Origin of the sequence: Acidisoma sp. (assembly GCF_035492295.1) — a bacterium.
In the GTDB taxonomy this organism is placed as follows: Bacteria; Pseudomonadota; Alphaproteobacteria; order Acetobacterales; family Acetobacteraceae; genus Acidisoma.
In genome coordinates, this window is the sequence record NZ_DATJJK010000280.1 from 1 (window position 1) to 18,151 (window position 18,151).

General features: G+C 66.6%; 18 protein-coding genes. 8 read left to right on the top strand and 10 right to left on the bottom strand.

The window, feature by feature from the left end; all coding sequences use genetic code 11:
- Positions 1–137 precede the first annotated feature (137 nt).
- Positions 138–1,037, top strand: a complete 900-nt coding sequence (locus VL752_RS21145; RefSeq protein ID WP_325358451.1) for a DUF72 domain-containing protein — start codon at positions 138–140, stop codon at positions 1,035–1,037.
- 28 nt (positions 1,038–1,065) lie between these two features.
- Here the strand turns inward: VL752_RS21145 and VL752_RS21150 are convergent, their stop codons facing one another.
- Positions 1,066–1,797: a MarC family protein gene (locus VL752_RS21150; RefSeq protein ID WP_325358453.1), complete on the bottom strand. Its 732-nt coding sequence runs from the start codon at positions 1,795–1,797 to the stop codon at positions 1,066–1,068.
- Positions 1,798–1,809: 12 nt separating this feature from the next.
- Positions 1,810–2,517: a MarC family protein gene (locus VL752_RS21155; protein WP_325358455.1), complete on the bottom strand. Its 708-nt coding sequence runs from the start codon at positions 2,515–2,517 to the stop codon at positions 1,810–1,812.
- 152 nt (positions 2,518–2,669) lie between these two features.
- On the opposite strand from VL752_RS21155, the gene VL752_RS21160 reads away from it, so the two are divergent.
- Complete coding sequence (locus tag VL752_RS21160; protein WP_325358457.1) at positions 2,670–3,488, top strand: hypothetical protein; 819 nt, start codon at positions 2,670–2,672, stop codon at positions 3,486–3,488.
- 93 nt (positions 3,489–3,581) lie between these two features.
- Here VL752_RS21160 and VL752_RS21165 read toward each other — a convergent pair whose 3' ends face one another.
- The 4 genes from VL752_RS21165 to VL752_RS21180 are packed head-to-tail and all read right to left on the bottom strand — an operon-like array spanning position 3,582 to position 9,147.
- A complete protein-coding gene (locus VL752_RS21165) occupies positions 3,582–5,618 on the bottom strand; it encodes an ABC transporter ATP-binding protein (RefSeq protein ID WP_325358459.1) in 2,037 nt (678 codons plus the stop codon).
- On the bottom strand, positions 5,611–6,498 hold the full coding sequence (locus tag VL752_RS21170) for an ABC transporter permease (protein ID WP_325358461.1): 888 nt from the start codon (positions 6,496–6,498) through the stop codon (positions 5,611–5,613). The genes VL752_RS21165 and VL752_RS21170 overlap by 8 nt, the downstream gene beginning before the upstream one ends.
- A complete protein-coding gene (locus VL752_RS21175; protein WP_325358463.1) occupies positions 6,495–7,454 on the bottom strand; it encodes an ABC transporter permease in 960 nt (319 codons plus the stop codon). The genes VL752_RS21170 and VL752_RS21175 overlap by 4 nt, the downstream gene beginning before the upstream one ends.
- A gap of 28 nt (positions 7,455–7,482) precedes the next feature.
- Complete coding sequence (locus tag VL752_RS21180; RefSeq protein WP_325358465.1) at positions 7,483–9,147, bottom strand: ABC transporter substrate-binding protein; 1,665 nt, start codon at positions 9,145–9,147, stop codon at positions 7,483–7,485.
- A 366-nt stretch (positions 9,148–9,513) separates the two neighbouring features.
- On the opposite strand from VL752_RS21180, the gene VL752_RS21185 reads away from it, so the two are divergent.
- A complete protein-coding gene (locus tag VL752_RS21185; protein WP_325358467.1) occupies positions 9,514–10,440 on the top strand; it encodes a LysR substrate-binding domain-containing protein in 927 nt (308 codons plus the stop codon).
- 11 nt (positions 10,441–10,451) lie between these two features.
- Positions 10,452–11,600 (top strand): alpha-hydroxy acid oxidase, encoded by a 1,149-nt coding sequence (locus tag VL752_RS21190; protein WP_325358469.1) that lies wholly within the window; start codon positions 10,452–10,454, stop codon positions 11,598–11,600.
- Here the strand turns inward: VL752_RS21190 and VL752_RS21195 are convergent.
- Positions 11,588–12,310: an aspartate/glutamate racemase family protein gene (locus VL752_RS21195; RefSeq protein ID WP_325358471.1), complete on the bottom strand. Its 723-nt coding sequence runs from the start codon at positions 12,308–12,310 to the stop codon at positions 11,588–11,590. The two genes, VL752_RS21190 and VL752_RS21195, sit on opposite strands and share 13 nt — an antisense overlap.
- Positions 12,311–12,381: 71 nt before the next feature.
- A complete protein-coding gene (locus VL752_RS21200) occupies positions 12,382–13,047 on the bottom strand; it encodes an alpha/beta hydrolase (RefSeq protein ID WP_325358473.1) in 666 nt (221 codons plus the stop codon).
- Positions 13,048–13,414: 367 nt separating this feature from the next.
- On the opposite strand from VL752_RS21200, the gene cysE reads away from it, so the two are divergent.
- From cysE to VL752_RS21220, 4 genes are read left to right on the top strand one after another with little or no spacing between them, the layout of a single operon-like run.
- A complete protein-coding gene (cysE, locus tag VL752_RS21205) occupies positions 13,415–14,092 on the top strand; it encodes a serine O-acetyltransferase (RefSeq protein ID WP_325358475.1) in 678 nt (225 codons plus the stop codon).
- Positions 14,092–15,195 (top strand): cysteine desulfurase family protein, encoded by a 1,104-nt coding sequence (locus tag VL752_RS21210; protein WP_325358477.1) that lies wholly within the window; start codon positions 14,092–14,094, stop codon positions 15,193–15,195. Before cysE ends, VL752_RS21210 begins: the two co-directional genes overlap by 1 nt.
- Entirely contained in the window at positions 15,192–16,367 is a 1,176-nt protein-coding gene (locus VL752_RS21215; RefSeq protein WP_325358479.1) for a cysteine desulfurase family protein, read from the top strand. Before VL752_RS21210 ends, VL752_RS21215 begins: the two co-directional genes overlap by 4 nt.
- 36 nt (positions 16,368–16,403) lie before the next feature.
- Positions 16,404–16,733, top strand: coding sequence for a ferredoxin family 2Fe-2S iron-sulfur cluster binding protein (locus VL752_RS21220; protein WP_325358481.1), 330 nt, complete (start codon positions 16,404–16,406; stop codon positions 16,731–16,733).
- 24 nt (positions 16,734–16,757) lie between these two features.
- Here VL752_RS21220 and VL752_RS21225 read toward each other — a convergent pair whose 3' ends face one another.
- Together VL752_RS21225 and VL752_RS21230 are read right to left on the bottom strand one after the other, a co-directional pair.
- On the bottom strand, positions 16,758–17,588 hold the full coding sequence (locus VL752_RS21225; RefSeq protein ID WP_325358483.1) for a helix-turn-helix domain-containing protein: 831 nt from the start codon (positions 17,586–17,588) through the stop codon (positions 16,758–16,760).
- A 12-nt stretch (positions 17,589–17,600) separates the two neighbouring features.
- Positions 17,601–18,151: carboxymuconolactone decarboxylase family protein (locus VL752_RS21230; protein ID WP_325358485.1), on the bottom strand; the 551-nt coding region annotated here is incomplete at its 5' end.

The following is an 18,151-nucleotide window of genomic DNA, read 5'->3' on the forward strand; positions in this document are numbered from 1 at the left end:
GCGGACGGGATCGCGATCTGAGTCTTCGAGAGTTTCACGGTCAGGCCCTTCCTCAACGTCCTGCCTCTTCTCATCTGGCGGAGAGAGCGGCGCAAGAGCCCTCGGGCAACGGGAAACGGGAAGGAAGGGGCAGGCGCATGGCGCAGGCGGGGGGCCGCATCCGTATCGGTATTTCAGGCTGGACCTATGCGCCCTGGCGCGGCGTGTTCTATCCGAAGGGGCTGCGGCGGAAGGATGAGCTCTCCTACGCCGCGCGGCAGGTCACCTCGATCGAGATCAACGGCACCTTCTACGGCCAGCAGAAGCCACAGAACTTCGCCGCCTGGGGCGCCGCGGTGCCGGAAGATTTCGTCTTCTCGGTCAAGGCGCCGCGCTTCCTTACCCATATCCGGAGGCTGCGCGAGGTGGAGACGCCGCTCGCCAATTTCCTCGCAGGCGGGCTGTTGTCGCTCGGGCCCAAGCTCGGCCCCATCCTCTGGCAGCTGCCGCCGAGTTTTCGCTTCGATGCCGAGGGCATGGCGCGTTTTCTCGACCTGCTGCCGCAGGACACGGAGGAAGCGGCGCGTCTTGCCCGCCGGCACGATGATCGCCTGAAGGGGCGCGCCGTGCTCGAGACCGATGCCTGCCGCCCGCTGCGCCATGCGATCGAGATCCGGCACGAGAGTTTTCGGGACATCCGTTTCGTGGACATGCTCCGCGCGCGGGGTGTCGCGCTGGTCTGCGCCGATACCGTGAGCTGGCCGCGGCTGATGGATGCGACGGCGGACTTCATGTACTGCCGGCTGCATGGCTCGGAGGAGCTTTACGCCAGTGGCTATAACGACGCGGCACTCGACGACTGGGCGCGGCGCTGCCGGGCCTGGGCCAGCGGGCGGGAGCCGGGTGATGCCGAGCGTGTCGGCCCGCGCGGCGCCCGCGTGCCGCGGGACGTCTATGTCTATTTCGACAACGACCTCAAGGTGCGGGCGCCGGCGGATGCGCGGTCCCTGATGGGCCGGTTGAAGCTCCTCGCAGCTGACGGAACGCCGCGCCGTTGAAACCCTGCGAACGCGGCGTGCTGCTCCGCTAACCCGCTGCTGCCGCCACGTGGCTTGCCGCATGCACGAAGGACACCAGCATGTCCTGCAGGCCGACGGAGACGATCTGCACGCCGATCGAGAGCAGCAGCAGAGCGACGATCCGCTTCACCGCGCGCGATCCTGACGGGCCGAGCGCGCGGCCAATGAGGTCCGCATAACGGAAGAGGACCACGATGATGGCGCAACTTGCGGCGGCGGCGAGCGAAACGCCGAGCAGATAGGGCAGGTCCATGCCGTTGCCGCGCTGCGTGGCGCCGAGGGTGATCGCGACCGAGATGGCGCCCGGCCCCACGACCAGCGGCATGGTGACGGGGAAGAAGGCGAAATCGGAAATGCCGGCGGATTCCCCAGCCGTCTGTTCAGCCGCGGCCTCCTGGGCCTCACTCGTGTGGCTCTCGACCTGCTCATCCTGGAACAGCAGACGCCAACCGGCGGCGGCGACCACGGTGCCGCCGCCGACCTTCAGGGCGGACAGCGTGACGCCGAAGAAATGCAGGATGGGCGAGCCCGCCCAGAGCGCCGCGAGCAGCAGGATCAATGCATAAAGGCCGACAAGGCCGGCGATGGCGCGCCGCTCGGTTCGGGTGCGATCGCTCGTCATCTGGCTGAAGATGACGGAATTGCCGATCGGATCGATAATCGAGAACAGCGCCGGAAAGCCGAGCAACAGCCCTTTCGGAAAACTCCCGAGATTGCCGAGGCTGGAGAGGATCTGCATCGCGCCCGCGCCTCAGCCCCGCGCCGCCTGGATCACCGGCAGCAGCAGCGTTTCGGCGCCCGAGGCCACGATCTGCACGCCGATGCAGAGCAGGAGGAGGGCGAAGAGGCGGGTGATGGCGCGGGCACCGGTGCGGCCGATGACAGTGCCGACGCGATCGGCGAAGCTGAACAGCACCCAGATGGTGACGGCCATGGCGAGGGCCGCGACCGACAGCGTAAGAAGATAGGGCAGCGCGCCCGTAGGGGGCCGCTCGGCACTCAGCGTGATGCTGACCGAAATGGCGCCGGGACCCACGGAAAAGGGGATGCTCATCGGGAAAAAAGCGATGTCCGCCACGCGGCGGGCGGCGACGGTACGGCCGTCGTACCGGGCCTGACTCTCCTTGAGGGCCTCGCGTTGCTCGGGCGCGTGCAGCAGCCGCCAGGCGCCGACCGCGATGATCAATCCGCCCGCTACCTGCAGCGCGCCGAGCGAAATGCCAAAGAAATTCAGCACATAGGAACTGACCCAGAGCGCGAAGAGCAGCAGCAGAAAGGAATAGAAGCCGACGCGCCGGGCGAGGGGCAGCCGCTCGGCATGCGGCCGGTCGGCCGTGATCTGGGCGAAGATCATCGCATTGACGATCGGGTTGACGATCGCGAACAGCGCCGAGAAAGCGAGCAGGAAGGTATTGAAGAAGCCCGCGGCGGCGGCGGCGGGCAGCGGAAGCAGCGTCATGGCGGCGTTGCAGGCTTCTTGTGGCGCGGTGCATCCATGAAGGACCGTGAGCACCCTGCGGTCAAGGTAACGCAGTCCCTTTCGCCTGCGTATCTTGCACGATCGGCATCGCGCCGGTTCAATCCCCTAGCCGTTTCACGGAGAACAGACGCGTGCTGAACGGGCTCACCCACTGGCTCTGCCTGCTGCCCACCACCCTCGCGGTCCTGATCGCCGTCTTCGGCTCGGCGGCGCTTTCCATTGCCGCCCTGCTTCTCGCCCACCGGGTCATTCCGCACGGCCTGCGCAGCCAGCACAATGATCTCGCCGGCTTCGTCCTCGCCATCATCGGCGTGATCTATGCCGTGCTGCTCGCCTTCATCGCCGTGGCCGTCTGGGAAAGCTATACCGCCGCCGGCGATCTGGTGCAGACCGAGGCCAATATGGTCGACGATCTCTATCGGGATACGATCAGCCTGCCGCCCGAACTCGCCGTGCAGCTGCGCCAGGACCTGTTCGATTACGCCGAGACGGTGGTGCAGAAGGAATGGCCGCGCATGGAAGCGGCGATGCCGCCTCATCTCAAAGGTTGGCGCGTCCTCGACGATTTCCATCTCAAGCTCGTCGCCTATCAGCCGCAGACCTCATCGGCGGTCGCGGCGCAGACGGAGATGCTGCAGAGCCTGCGGAAGCTGTATGACGTGCGGCGCGGCCGCTTTCATGCCGCCGAGGAGGGGCTGCCGGCCGTGGTCTGGTGGAATCTCGTCGTGGGTGCTGTGCTGCTGGTGAGCTTCAGCTGCCTTTTCGGCGCGCCAAGGCTGCGGATGCATGCCGTTATGGTCGGCATGCTCGGCGCCTCCATCGGCCTCGTGCTCATGGTGATCGTGCTGCTCGACAACCCCTTCCTCGGCACAAGCCATGTTTCGGTCGAGCCTTTCCAGGCGCTCTCTATGGCGGTCGAGACGATGGATTATCCCAAGCCGGCGAAGTGAAAGGCCCGGGACGGGCGAGGTCCTCGGCTCCATCGCGGCGGCAAAGGCCCGGTCCCACGGCCCGGTCTATCAAGGACCATTGGCCCGCGCCTGTCACGCCTCGATGGTCGTCGCCACCCGGCCCATCTCGTCCCGCGTCAGATGGCAGCGGATGGCATGGTCGCCCCGGCGCTGGATCAACTCCGGCTCGGTCGTCTCGCAGATCTCGCCGATCTTGCGCGGGCAGCGCGTATGAAAGACGCAACCGGAAGGCGGCCGCATGGCGCTCGGGATCTCGCCCGAGAGACGAAGCGCACTGCCGGCGTCCTCCTCGGCCGAGGCTGCGAGCAGGCTTTCCGTATAGGGATGGTGCGGGCCGTTGAAGACCTCCGCCGCGGGCCCGATCTCCATCAGCCGGCCGAGATAGAGCACGGCGATGCGGTCCGAGATGTAGCGCACGACACGCAGGTCGTGACTGACGAAAAGATAACTCACGCCCTGCTCGGCCTGCAGATCGGCGAGCAGGTTGAGGATCGCGGCCTGGACCGAGACATCCAGCGCCGAGGTTGGCTCGTCGCAGACAACGATGCGCGGATCGCCGGCGAAGGCGCGTGCAATGGCCACGCGCTGCTTGAGGCCACCGGAAAGCTGGCGCGGCCGCATTGGGAGGTAGCGCTCGGCAAGGCGAATATGGCTCATCAGCCCGCGCAGCCGGTCGCTGAGCGTCACGCCGCGATAGCGGCCGAGCTTGCGCATCGGCCGCGAGATGATGCGGCGGATGGTCTGGCTGCGGTTAAGCGCCGCATCCGGATTCTGAAAGACGATCTGCAGCGCTTCGAATTCGGCCGGTTGCCGGCGGGTTGCGCTCCCGGCGAGAGGTTCGCCCGAAAGCTCGATGATGCCGCCTGCGTCCGGCGGGGTCAGGCCCATGATCAGCTTGGCGAGCGTCGTTTTGCCGGAGCCCGATTCGCCCACGAGGCCGAGCGTCTCGCCTGGCCAGATCTCGACCGAAACGTCGCGCAGGGCATAGACGGGCAGGTGGGAGCCGAAGGTCTTGCTGATCCCGGCGGCGCGAATCACCGGGCGGATCGCCGCCAGCTTTTTGGTTTGCGCCGGCGGGGTGGCGAGCGTTGCGCGTGGCAGGTCGGGCGCCTGTTCGTGAAAATGGCAGCGGCTGACGCGGCCCGGGGCGACCGGGATCAGCGGCGGCTCCTGCGTCCGGCAGATGTCCTGTGCCAGGCCGCAGCGCGGCGCGAAGACGCAGCCTTCGATCCCGGCGAGGCTGGTCGGCAGAAAGCCTGGAATGGTGTCGAGCCGCGTGTCGTGCTTGGACAGTCCCGGCTGCGGCAGGCAGCGCAGCAGCCCGACCGTGTAGGGATGACGGGGATTGGCGAAAATCTCCCGCGTCGGTCCCTCCTCGACCAGCGTTCCGGCATAGAGCACGCCAACCCGCGCGCACATGCGGCGGATGACAGCGAGGTTGTGGCCGATGAACAGCACCGAACTGCCCATCTCCGCCCTCAGGCTTTCGATGAGATCGAGGACTTCCGCCTCGACCGTCGCGTCCAGCGCGGTTGTTGGTTCATCGAGAATGAGGAGCGTCGGGTCGACCGCCAGGGCCATGGCGATGACAACACGCTGCAGCATGCCGCCCGAAAGCTGGTGCGGGTAGCGCGTCATCACCCGCCCGGCATCGACGATGCGCACACGCTCCAGGATGGCGCGCGCGCGGTCCATCCGTTCGGCAGCCGGCACGCCGGCCACTTCGAAAACCTCCGCGACCTGCTGGCCGATGCGGATGGACGGGTTCAGGGCACGGCCAGGATCCTGGTAGACCATGGAGAGGTTGCGGGCGCGGAAGCGGCGCAGCGCCTCGCCCTGCATGGTGAGTGCATCCGCGCCCGCAATTTCGATGGAACCCTGCCGCACCCGTCCGTTGCCCGGCAGGTAACGGGCGACCGCAAGGGCGACCGTCGATTTGCCGCAACCGGATTCGCCGACGAGGCCGAAGGTCTCGCCTCGTCCGATGGTGAAGGAGAGGCCGCGGATGACCTGCCGGTCGCGGCCGCGCACGCGATAGGCGATGTCGAGATCGCGTACGCTGAGTGCGGCCTCGGCTCCGTCCTGCATGGGCATGGGTCCCTCAGGCATCCAGCACCGCCTGCGCCCCTTCGGCCGCGAGATTGACGCCGACGACGAGGCTGCCGATGGACAGCGCGTAGAACAGCACGGTCCACCAGTATCCGCCGCCGATCAGACCGTAATTCTGTGAAATCGACAGGCCCCAGTCGGGGGAGGGCGGTTGGATGCCGAGGCCGAGGAAACTGAGCGATGCGACGGTGAAGATGGCGTAGCCGAGGCGCACCGTCGTCTCCACCATGATCGGCGGCATCACGTTGGGCAGGATCTCCACAAACAGGATGTAGATCGGCTTCTCGCCCCTGAGATGGGCGGCGGCCACGTAGTCCAGGTCACGTTCGCCGAGCACCGCGGCGCGCACCGTGCGGCCGACGATGAGGCCGAAGGAGAGGCCGATGACGATGATCACGGTGGTGTTGGAAATGCCAAGAGCCGTGATGACCAGCATGGCGAGAATGAGCAGCGGCAGTGCCAGAAAAGCGTCCACGATGCGGCTCACCACATCATCGGTCAGCCCCTTCGCATAGCCGGTGACAAGGCCGAGCACGGTGCCGACGACGGTGCCGAGCAGCGTCGCGAGCGGGGCCACGATCAGAATGTCCCGCGAGCCCATGATGACGCGCGAAAATACGTCTCGCCCGAACTGGTCGGTGCCGAACCAATGGTCCGGCGAGGGTGGCGTCAGCGTGTTCAAGAGATCGGTGTCGTCCGCGCCATAGGGCACGATCCAGGGCCCGGCGATTGCCATCACGATCCAGAAAATCAGCAGGAGGCTGCCGACGAGAAAGGGCAAGTTGCGCAGAAGCAGGCGGACGCGCTCGCGCCGGATGCGCGCCGGCGTGTCCATTGCGGCTTCCGCGGCAGCCGTGGCGGTCATCGTCTCGCCGGTCATCGCCGACCCCCGAAGGAGATGCGCGGGTTGAGGGCGGAATAGAGCAGATCAGCGATCAGATTGGCGCCGACATAGACCGTGCCGATAACCAGAATGCCGGCCGCCAGCATCGGGAAATCCTTGGCCTTGGCGGCGGCGAAGATCAGGCTGCCGATGCCGTGGTAGTTGAACAGCGTTTCCACCACCACCAGTCCGCCGATGAGATAGCCGCACTGGGTCGCGATGACAGTGATGGTTGGCAGCAGCGCATTGCGCAGCACGTGGCGCCCGATCACCTGGCGGCGCGAGAGACCCTTGAGCACCGCCGTGCGGGTGTAATCCGAGGTGAGCGCCTCGATCATGCCCGCGCGGGCCATGCGCGCGATATAGCCGAAGAGGATCATGAAAAGCGGGAGTGCCGGCATCAGCAGATAGTAGATCTGCTCAAGGACGCCGGCATGCCGCGGTGCGGTTCCCGTCAGCGGAAAGACATGCAGCCAGATCGAAAAGACCATGATGAGCACGATGCCGGAGACGAATTCGGGCACTACGGTGGCGGACAGCCCGGCGATGACGATGCTGCGGTCGACCCAGCTTCCCGCGCGAAGTGCCGCGACGATGCCGCCGAAAATTCCCGCCGGCACGACGAGGATGAAGGCGATGGCGGCGAGTTTGAGGGAGTTGAGCAGGGCATGGCCGATGAAGGGCGCGACCGGCGCGCGGTAGGTATAGGACAGGCCCATGTTGCCCTGGACCATGCCGGTGATCCAGCTCCAGTACTGCACCAGCAGCGGCCGGTCGATACCCAGTTGATGGTTCAACTGGGCCACCGCGCGGGCATCGGCGAAGGGGCCGAGGATGGCGCGGCCGACGTCGCCGGGCAGCACCTGGCAGCCCGCGAACACGATGATGCTGAGCAGGAAGAGGGTGACGACCGCAAGCGCCAGCCGATAGAGGAGGGCTCGATAGAATCCCATTGCGTCGGTCGTCTCCCTCTGCTCCGCCTCAGCTCTGCGCGATGCTCACCGTCTGCAGGAAGGGCCGGTCGCCTACCGGCAGCACGCCCGAGACCGCCTTCGAGGTCGCATAAAGATAGTTGTAGAAATAGCCGAAGATGATCGGCGTCTCGTCGAGCAGCAGGGTTTCGATCTTGCCCGAAACGGCCTTCTGCGCGCTGAGATCCAGCGCCTTCACGTAATCCGTCACCAGCCCGTCATAGGTCGGGTTCTTGAAGCGCGCGGCGTTCCAGGTGCCGCTGCTGGTCAGCGGCGCATTGAGGAAGACATTCGGCACGCCGCGATTGCCGTAGTCGGTAATGCCGAGCGGGCTGTCCAGCCAGTCGGACTGGCCGGGCACGGCCTTGCCATAATAGGCATCCTGGCTTTCGATATGAAGCTTGATGTCGATGCCGATCTTCTTGGCAAAGCTCTGGATCAGCACGGCGTAATCCGGAATTTCCAGGAACTGCTCGGTCGTGAGCGTCACGGAGAAGCCGTGGCCGACGCCGGCCTGTTCCAGCAGGGCCCGCGCCTTCTTCAAATCCTGATCGCGCTGCGGCACGGCGGTGTCGGTCGAGGGGAAGGCCGCGCAGAAGGGGCTGTCGTTACCGATATCGGCATAGCCTTGATAGAGGCCCTTGATGATCGCCTTGCGGTTGAGCGAGAGCGCGAGCGCCTGTCGCACCCGCTTATCCTTGAAGGGGCCGGCATCGCACTGCATGTGGACCTGGTTATGCGCGCTCGACTTGCAGCGGACGATGTTGAACTGCGGGTTGTGCAGGATGGCGCGGCCGGATGCCACCGGCATCTGCGCCAGCATGTCCACCTGGCCGCCCTGAAGAGCCAGCACCTGCGGCTGCATATCGGTGTAGAAGGTGAATTCCACGCGGTCGAGAAACGCCTTCGGCCCCCAGTAATCGTCGTTGCGCACGAAGGAGCAGCCGACTTTCGGGATGTATTTCTCGAGTTTGAAAGGACCGGTCCCGACGAAGGTCTTCTCGAAGTCGCCGGCATAGTTCGCCGGCAGCATGACGAGATTGTAGTTGTCGGACGACATCGTGTACGGGAAATTTCCGCTCGGGGCATCGAGATGGAATTCCACCGTATAGTCATCGATCTTCTTGGAGCTGCCGGGGGAGAGCACGCCCTTGAAGGCGGACAGCGCGTTGGACGCATTCTTCGGGTTGACCAGTCTCTCGACACTGGCGACCACCGCGTCTGCATTCAGCGGCTCGCCGTTCGAGAACTTCACGCCCTGGCGGATTTTAAAGGTCCAGACCGATCCGTCCTGGTTCGGGGACCAGCTGGTGGCGAGCACGGGGCGCAGCGTGAAATCGGGGTTGAGCGCGCAGAGATACTCGGCCGTCTGCATCATCACCATCAGGCCGCCGTCATCGGCGATGGTTACGGGGTCGATGGCGCCGGCCGGCACCGTCATCGCGATGCGCAGCGTGCCGCCCACGGTGCCGGCGGCACGCGCCGCGCGGGGCGTGCCCATGCCCATGGCACCGCCGAGGGCGCCGAGCAGTGGCAAGGAGAGACCGAGGCGGGTGCCATGGGCGAGGAAACCACGCCGGTCGATGTGGCCCGCCAGCGCATTGTCCATAAGGTCATTTTCGACCTCGGAAAGATTGCGGCGAATGCGGGAGATGAATTGATCGCGCTTGGACATGGCATCCTCATCTGTGGGCCGCGGCGGCGGCTTCGGCTGAACGAAATGCGAAATGATCGGCCGGCGGCAAATCGTGGGGTGGGGTATGCGCTTTGCGAATGGCATCACGGCGTGAAAATACGCCCATGTCAATTCGTCTTGGTGATCTCTCCTGCAAGGGCGCGGATTCAAACGCCCGGGCGCCGTTCTTGGTCAGGAGAACCAGCAAGGATGATGCCAGCACGGCGGCATGACGAATATTCCGCCATTCTCGACGGGATCGGTCCGGAGGCAGGCATCCCTTGCCCCGACCTTGAGCAATTGCCTAGACAATATGGCCGGTTGGGTGCATCTGCGCCGGTGCCGCGCGACGATGGATGACATGTGATGGCCGTGATCGACCGTAGATGGCTGCCGCTCAATGCGCTTCGTGCCTTCGAAGCGGTCGGGCGCCAGCTCAGCTTCACCGGCGGTGCGCAGCGCCTCCAGGTGACGCAAAGCGCGCTCAGCCGCCATGTGGCCTCGCTCGAGGATCTGCTCGGCCGGCCTCTCCTGGAGCGTCGCCCCTCCGGCCTCGCGCTGACCCCGGCCGGTGCGGCCCTTCTGCCGGTCGTAAAGAAGTCCTTCGACCGGCTGGAAGAGGTGATGAACGACATCTTGCAGGAGGAGGCGGGGCATCAGCGGCGCCTCCGGCTCCATATGCCACCGTCCTTCCTGCATCAGGTGGCGCTGCCCATCCTGAGCGATTTCCGCCGCGAATTCCCTGACATCCTGATTGATGTCTCCACCAGCCTCGGCACCGGCCTGCCGCCGACGGAGGTGGATGTGGCCGTGGTCTATGACCGGCCGCAGGCGGGGGACACGGTGCGCGACCTGCTCTGGATGGTGCGGGTCGCTCCGGTCTGCGCGCCGGGCATCGCGGCGGCGGCGGCCGGCCTCGACTTGTCGCAGTTTCTGGCCGGGCAGGAGCTTCTGCATGTGAAGCTGCAGGGCGAGCCGATCGGCACGCATTGGACGCATTTCGCCCGGGCCCAGGGCTTCGCGCTCGATATCCGCCGCGGCATGGCTTTCGACACCGTTACCCTCGCCGCGCAATATGCGATGGCCGGGCAGGGCGTGGTACTCGCCGATATCGACATGTTCGCCTCCGAAATCGCGGCGGGGCGGCTTGTCGCGCCCTATGACGTGACGGCCGAGGACGGCTACGGCTATTACCTTGCTTTCCATTCCGAAGATCTGGGCGATCCCGTGATCAGCCTCTTCCGCTCCTGGATGATCGCGCGGCTCGGCCGGTTGGTCCGCAAATCCGCATAAAGCCAAGCCCCATGCAGACTGCCCATAATATCGACGACCTGCGCCGCATCGCACGCCGCCGCCTGCCCCGCATCTTCTTCGATTACGTGGACGGCGGCGCCAATGCCGAGGTGACGCTCGCCGCCAACGAGGCGGATTTCTCGGCGATCCGGCTGCGCCAGCATGTCCTGCGCGATGTTTCGGCGCGGGATCTCTCGACGGAGTTCCTCGGCCAGCGTCATGCCTTGCCGCTCATGCTGGGTCCGCTTGGCTTCCTCGGCATGCTGGCACGGAAGGGCGAGGTCGCGGCCGCAAAGGCCGCCGGCGCAGCCGGTATCCCCTGCTGCGTTTCGGCCTTCTCCATCTGCCCGATCGACGAGGTGGCGCACTCTGCCCCCCACACGGTGGTCTATTCCCAGCTCTATGTGCTGCGAGACCGAACAATGACGGAGGCGCTGATCGCCCGCGCCGAGGCGGCGGGGGCGGAGGCGTTGTTCCTGACCGTCGACACCGCCACCACCCCGGCGCGGGAGCGGGACGCGCGCAACGGCTTCCGCAATCTGACGCGCCCGACCATCGGCCAATGGCTGAACATGCTGAGCCGGCCGGCCTGGTGCAGGGCGATGATTGCGGACGGCATGCCCGAGGTCGGGCACGCCCGTGCGGCGGGCTTCGGCCGTGGCGTGATGGAGCAGGCCGGGAATCTCTCGCGCCAGATCGACCCCTCCCTTTCCTGGGCGGATGTGGACTGGCTGCGCCGCCGATGGCCCCGGAAACTCGTGATCAAAGGCATCATGGAGGCGGAGGACGCGCAGCGCGCCATTGAGGCGGGGGCCGACGGCATCGTCGTCTCCAATCATGGCGGGCGGCAGCTCGACCATGCCGCCTCCACCATCAAGGCGCTGCCGGCGGTGGCCGATGCGGTGGCCGGCCGGATCGACGTGATCGTCGATGGCGGCTTCCGGCGCGGCGCGCATGTCGTGGCGGCGCTCGCCTTGGGGGCCTCGGCCGTCTCCCTCGGCCGCCCGCAGGCCTGGGGGGTGGCGGCCGGCGGGGAGGCCGGGGTGGCGCGCGCGATCGGGTTGATCGCGGCCGAACTCGATGCGACGCTGACGCTCATGGGTCTCACCAGCGTGGACGAACTCCGCGCCTGGGGACGCGAGGCGCTCTATGCGCTTTGATCGGCGAGCGCTGCGGCGACGGCCGCTTCGGCGTGCAGCGCCGTGGTGTCGAACAGCGGCACCGCACTATCCTCCGGCCGCACCAGCAGCATGATTTCCGTGCAACCGAGGATCACGGCTTCCGCACCGCGCGCCACCAGCCGGGCGATGACCGCACGATAGGCGGCACGCGATTCCCCGGTCACGACGCCGGCCACCAGTTCCTCATAGATGATGCGGTGGACGGTCGCCCGGTCCTCGGCCTCTGGAATGAGGACGTCGAGGCCGTGCCGGTCTCTCAGCCGCCCCTTGTAGAAATCCTGTTCCATGGTGAAGGCGGTCCCGAGCAGGCCGACGCGGCGAAATCCCCGCGCGCGTATCGCCCTGGCTGTCGGGTCGGCGATATGCAGCAGCGGGATGGCAACGGCGGCCTGAACCTGATCGGCCATGCGATGCATGGTATTGGTGCAGATCAGCAGAATCCCGGCGCCCCCTGCTTCGAGCCTTCGCGCGGCATCCACCATGCGCAGTTCAAGCCCGGACCAGTCGCCCGCATGCTGCAGCCGCTCGATCTCCGAGAAGTCGAAGGACCAGAGCAGGCAGCGGGCGGAGGCGGTGGGTCCCTGCCGGTCCCGCACCCCCTGGTTCAGGATGCGATAATATTCGGCGGAGCTTTCCCAGCTCATGCCGCCGATCAGCCCGATCATCTTCATGGCTGAGGCATAGCCCATGGCAGGGCTCGGGCACAAAAAAACCGGGTGCCTGGGCACCCGGTTTTTTGGCCAAGCCGACGGCTTGGGAGTTAGTCGGCGGCCAGCGCCATCTGCTTGCGCGCCATGGTCTGGCGCACATATTCCTCGAGATCGGTGCCGATGCGGTCGGCGTAATTCGCCATCACATGGTCCGCACCCTCATAGACGCGATAGTCGATGGACACGCCCTTCTGGGTGTTGAGCTTGTCGACCAGCTTGCGCACGCCGGGCTCGGCGACCATCTCGTCGGCATCGCCGTGGATCATCAGGCCGCCGGTGGGGCAGGGCGCGAGGAAGCCGAAATCGTAATGCGTCGCGGGCGGGGCCACGCTGATCCAACCCGAAATCTCCGGACGGCGCATGAGCAGCTGCATGCCGACGAAGGCACCGAAGGAATAGCCCGCGATCCACAGACCGGAGGAGTTCGGGTTGACGGACTGCATCCAGTCGAGCGCACCCGCCGCATCGCTGATTTCGCCAATCCCGCCGTCATAACGGCCCTGGCTGCGGCCGACGCCGCGGAAGTTGAAGCGCATCACCGAGAAGCCGAGACGCTGGAAAGCCTGGAACATCCCGTAGGTAATACGGTTGTTCATGGTGCCCCCGTGCAGGGGATGGGGGTGCAGCACGAGCGCGAGCGGCGCGCCCGTCTCCTTGCTGTGGTGGTAGCGGCCTTCCAAACGACCGTCGGGGCCGGCGAACATCACTTCAGGCATGGCGCTCTAAACCTATTTTCGATAGCGATTGGGTCACCCGGCGAACCGGGCAACCGTCCGAGGCTTGTCACTTCGATAGCGGCCATGGGGCGGAACTGCATCCACTTTCGACTTCCGCTGCATCACGACAAGGGGATCGAAAGCTCAGCATGCCGCACCAAATCAATGGCTACGACAGTCTCCGAAGAGGCTGACTTGCGATGGCCCGGCCTGGAGCAGCACGCAAAACAAGCACCGCCCGAGGCATGACAGCGGGGAGCGGATGAAGGCAGGATGGGATAGCAGCCGCCCCGGCAAAGCCTTTCTTCTGTCGAGGACGGGTATGATAATAGGTCGGCAAGCTGCCGATTTCATATGGAAATGTCGCATGGCCTTCATGTTTCTGCGTGAAAGCATCCAGGCCTATCAGGAAAGAGACCCCGCGGCGCGGTCTGCCGCCGTGGTCTTCTTCTGCTATCCCGGCCTGCATGCGGTGCTCTGGCACCGGATCGCCCAACGCTTCTGGCGCGCGGGGGCGACCGGCCCCGCCCGTTTCATCGCCCATATCGGCCGGTTTCTGACCGGAATCGAAATCCATCCCGGTGCGCGCCTTGGCCGCCGGCTGGTCATCGATCATGGCATGGGACTGGTGATCGGCGAGACAGCCGAGGTCGGCGACGACGTGACACTCTATCACCAGGTGACGCTGGGCGGCACCAGCCTCAGCCATGGCAAGCGGCATCCGACCATCGGCAATAACGTCATCATCGGCGCGGGCGCCAAGATTCTCGGTGCCATCACGGTGGGCGACGGCGCGCGGATCGGCGCCAATGCCCTCGTCATCAAGCCCGTCCCGGCCGGTGTCACCATGGTCGCGGCGCCTGCCAATCCGTTGGACCGCCAGCGCCGGGACCCCTGTTTCGATGCCTATGGCACGCCGTGTTCCGAAATGTCGGTCGATCCCCTGCTGCGGGATATCGAGAGCCTGCGGGCGGAACTCGCTGAGCTGGAAGGCCGGGTGGGGCAACTCTCCCGCGTCAGGGAGAGCCGTACGGCTGCGGACTGATGCAGAGGCGCTTCTACTTCGACGCGAATGCGACGGAGCCGCTGCGGCCCGAGGCGCGCGCCGCGACGCTGGCGGCGCTGGATGCGCTCGGCAATCCGTCGTCCATCCATGGCGAGGGGCGCGCCGCGCGGCGCCTGCTGGAAGATGCGCGGGAGGCGATTGCCGCGCGCTTCGGCGGCGCTCCCCGCAATCTCGTCTTTACCGCGGGCGGCACGGAGGCCGATGCGCTGGCGATCCATGGGCTCGCTGGTGGCGGCCGGGTGCTGCGGGGTGCCACCGAGCATCCGGCGGTGATCGCGGCGGCGGGGCCGCAAGCCGATATCATACCGGTCGACCCCCAGGGGGTCGTCCGGCTGGAGGCGCTGGAAGCCATGTTGGCGGAAGGGGCGGCTCTGGTCTCCGTCATGCTGGCCAATAACGAGACTGGCACGGTTCAGCCGGTGGCGGAGATCTCCCGTCTCTGCCGCGCGGCGGGCGTCGCCTTTCATGTTGACGCGGTGCAGGGCGCGGGGCGCCTGCCGACCTCCCTCGCCGAGATTGGCGCGGATGCGATCAGCCTGTCCGGCCATAAGCTGGGCGGGCCACCGGGCGCGGGCGCGCTGTTGCTGACGCGGGATGCGGCCGACCGGCTTATGCCGCTGATGCTCGGCGGCGGGCAGGAGCGCGGGCGCCGTGGCGGCACGCACGCTCTTCCCGCTATCGCCGGATTCGCGGCGGCGGCACGCGCCGCCACCGCCGAAGACGCCGCCAGCCTCGCGCCCTTGCGCGATGCAATCGAGCGGGCGGCGGTTGCCTGCGGGGCCGTGGTCATCGCCGGCGGCGCGGCACGCCTGCCGAACACGACCTGCCTGATGCTGCCGGGCTGCCGAGCCGAAGCCCAGGTCATCGCGCTCGATCTGGCGGGACTTGCGGTCTCGGCCGGCTCGGCCTGCTCCTCCGGCAAGGTCGCGCGCAGCCATGTGCTGGAGGCGATGAGCCTCGGCGCCGGCGCCGGGGAGACGATCCGGGTCTCGCTGCCCTGGAACGCGACGGGCGAGCACGTCTCGGTCTTCGCCGAAGCCTATCGCAGCATGGCGGAGCGGATGGGGCGCCGCGCGGCATGATTTACCTCGACCATCACGCGACGACGCCCTGCGACCCCCGGGTTGTGGAGGCGATGCTGCCCTGGTTCACCGAGCGCTTCGGCAATGCCGGCAGCGTGGAACATGCCATGGGGCGGGAGGCGGCGGAGGCGGTGGAGGCCGCGCGGGCAGAGGTCGCGGCGCTGATCGGCGCCGCCCCGTCCGAGATCATCTTCACCTCGGGTGCCACCGAATCGAACAATCTCGCCATTCTCGGCGCCGCTCGTTTCGCGAAGGGCCTGGGTGATGAGCGGCGCCGGGTGATCACGCTCGCGACCGAACATCATGCCGTGCTCGACCCCGTCGCCGCGCTTGAAAGCGAAGGGTTCGAGCCAGTCGTGCTCCCGGTACAGGCAGACGGGCTGCTTGACCCTGCCATTCTCGCTGAGGCCATGAGGGGGCCGACCCTTCTCGTTTCGATCATGGCGGTGAACAACGAAATCGGCGTGGTGCAGGATCTGGCGGGTCTCGGCCGCATGGTGAAGGCGGCGGGGGCGGCCTTCCACGTCGATGCCGCGCAGGCGTCCGGGCGCATCCCCTTCAATGTCTCGGAAATTCCGGCCGATCTGGTCTCCCTATCGGCCCACAAGATGTACGGACCGAAGGGGATCGGTGCCCTCTATCTCCGCAGGCGACCGCGCATGCGCATCGCGCCGCTGGTCGCCGGCGGCGGGCAGGAGCGGGGGTTGCGGTCCGGCACGATCCCGGTGCCCTTGATCGTGGCGTTCGGGGAGGCCGCCCGTCTTGCCCGCGCCGAAGGGCCGGTCGAGAGCCTGCGGCTGCGCGCCCAGGCGGTCCGGCTGCTGGGGCTGCTGCGGGCCGAAATTCCGACGCTCCAGCTCAACGGCCATGCGGACCGCCGGGTTTCGGGCAATCTCAACCTGACTTTTCCAGAGGGAACGGCGGCGGCGATTCTCGCCGCCGCGCCGGACCTGTGCCTCTCTTCCAGTTCGGCCTGTACCTCCGGCCCTGATGGAGCCGTGGGGCCAAGCCATGTGCTGACCGCGCTCGGCCTCAGTGCGGACGCGGCCCAGCGCAGCTTGCGCATCGGATTGGGACGTTTTACCTCCGCCTCCGATATCGAGACGGCAGCTGCGAGTTTGGCGGCCGCTGCCCGTCGTGCTGCTGCGGCCGCCCGGGCCGCCGCAGCGTAACCCCCTATGCAGTCCGGGCCAGAGGAAGCGAGTGTGATGCCGAAGATGACCTTCGTGGAGCGCGATGGAACGAGGCGGGAGGTGGATGCGCCCCTCGGCCTTTCCGTGCTCGAAGTGGCCCATAAGCACGGCATCGACCTGGAAGGCGCCTGCGAGGGCTCGCTCGCCTGCTCCACCTGCCATGTGGTGATCGATCCCGAGTGGTTCGACAAGCTGAACGCGCCCTCGGAGGACGAGGAGGACATGCTCGACCTCGCCTTCGGCCTCGAAGAGACCTCGCGCCTGGGCTGCCAGATCGTGATCGACGAAACTCTCGATGGACTCGTGGTCAAGCTCCCGGCCGGAACCCGCAACGCCCAGGGCTGAAACGACGAAGCCCCCCGGGCCGCATCACGCCGGTCCGGGGTTGTTGCCGAGCAGTTCCATGTGAAAGCCCTCCGTCTCGTCATCGGCCGGAAACATGCACTCGAGGCGGAGTTCCTGTGCGGCGACGGCCCGCGGCGTGCCGACGGTTGAAACCATCGAGAAATAGCGCAGGACTTTTCCGTCCTTCACAAAATCCATCGGGATCACCGGCAGGACGGCCGCTTCGCCCATTCCCGCCGGCGACTGCCAGCCCGGTTCGACATCGGGATAGGACAGGAGGCGGGCGAGCAGTTCCCTTGTCTTGTCATCCAGGACGCGGCCGACCGATTCGCGGGTGACCCGTTGAATGAGGCTTTCGGCAACAGCCGGCCAGTTGGCTATGAAGGGCCGCATCCCGCGTGGATCGAAGATCAGGTCAAGCATGTTGCGCGGGTTCGGGCGCGCCGAAAGATCCGTGAAGCGGCCGAAGAAGCGGGGCGCCGCGCGGTTCGTCATCAGCACGTTCCAGTAGCGGTCCATGACGAGCGCGGGAAAGGGCTCGTGCTGCCGCAGCATGCGTTCGAGCGCACGGGTGATGGCCGCCATCTCCGGTGCGTTCCAGTCGCCGTCAGGGTAGACGGGTGCGTAGCCGCCGGCGAGGAGAAGGGAATTACGGTCACGCAACGGCATGTCGAGCGCCTGCGCGAGATCGAGCAGCATCTGCCGGCTTGGCAGGCTGCGCCCGATTTCGACGAAGCTCACATGGCGTTGCGAGACGCCGGCATCGAGCGAGAGATCGAGTTGGCTCTTGCCGCGCGTCTCGCGCCATTGACGCAGCAAAGCGCCGAGCGCGCTGCCTTGCTGCTCACCGGGCACGATGTCGGCTCCTCATCCCTGCCAGGCATGCTGGCGCAGGAAATCCTCGAGCGGCGGCTGCGTGATGCTGCCGGCATAGTTAGTGATTGTCGAGGCGGCGGTCACGGCCAGAACCTCCAGGCTCTGTGCCCGCGAAAAGCCGGCGTTGAGGAAAGTGTCGAGTGCATCTTCGCTGATATGGCCGCGGGTTTCGATGAGCTTGCGGGCAAAGTCCGACAGGGCGGCGAGGCGCGCATCCGCCGGCGGACGCCCGCTGCGGATTGACTGAACATCATCGGGTGCCAGCCCTTCCTTCAGCGCGAGCATGGTGTGAAAGGCCGCGGCCCAGCCGCTGGCGTTCGTCACCGCGTTGGTGAGGAGCAACGTCTGAATCTCGGCCTCGCTGAACGAGCCCGCATGAACCTGCCGGAACAGGCTCCAGAAGCCCTGGATCAATTCGGGTGAATTGGCCATGGCACCGGCAATGTTGGGAACCATGCCGAAGGCCTGTTCGACTTGTTCCAGCACAGGCCGCGCGGCTTGCGCGGCGGTCGAGGCGGTTTGGACAGGATAGTCGCGCATGA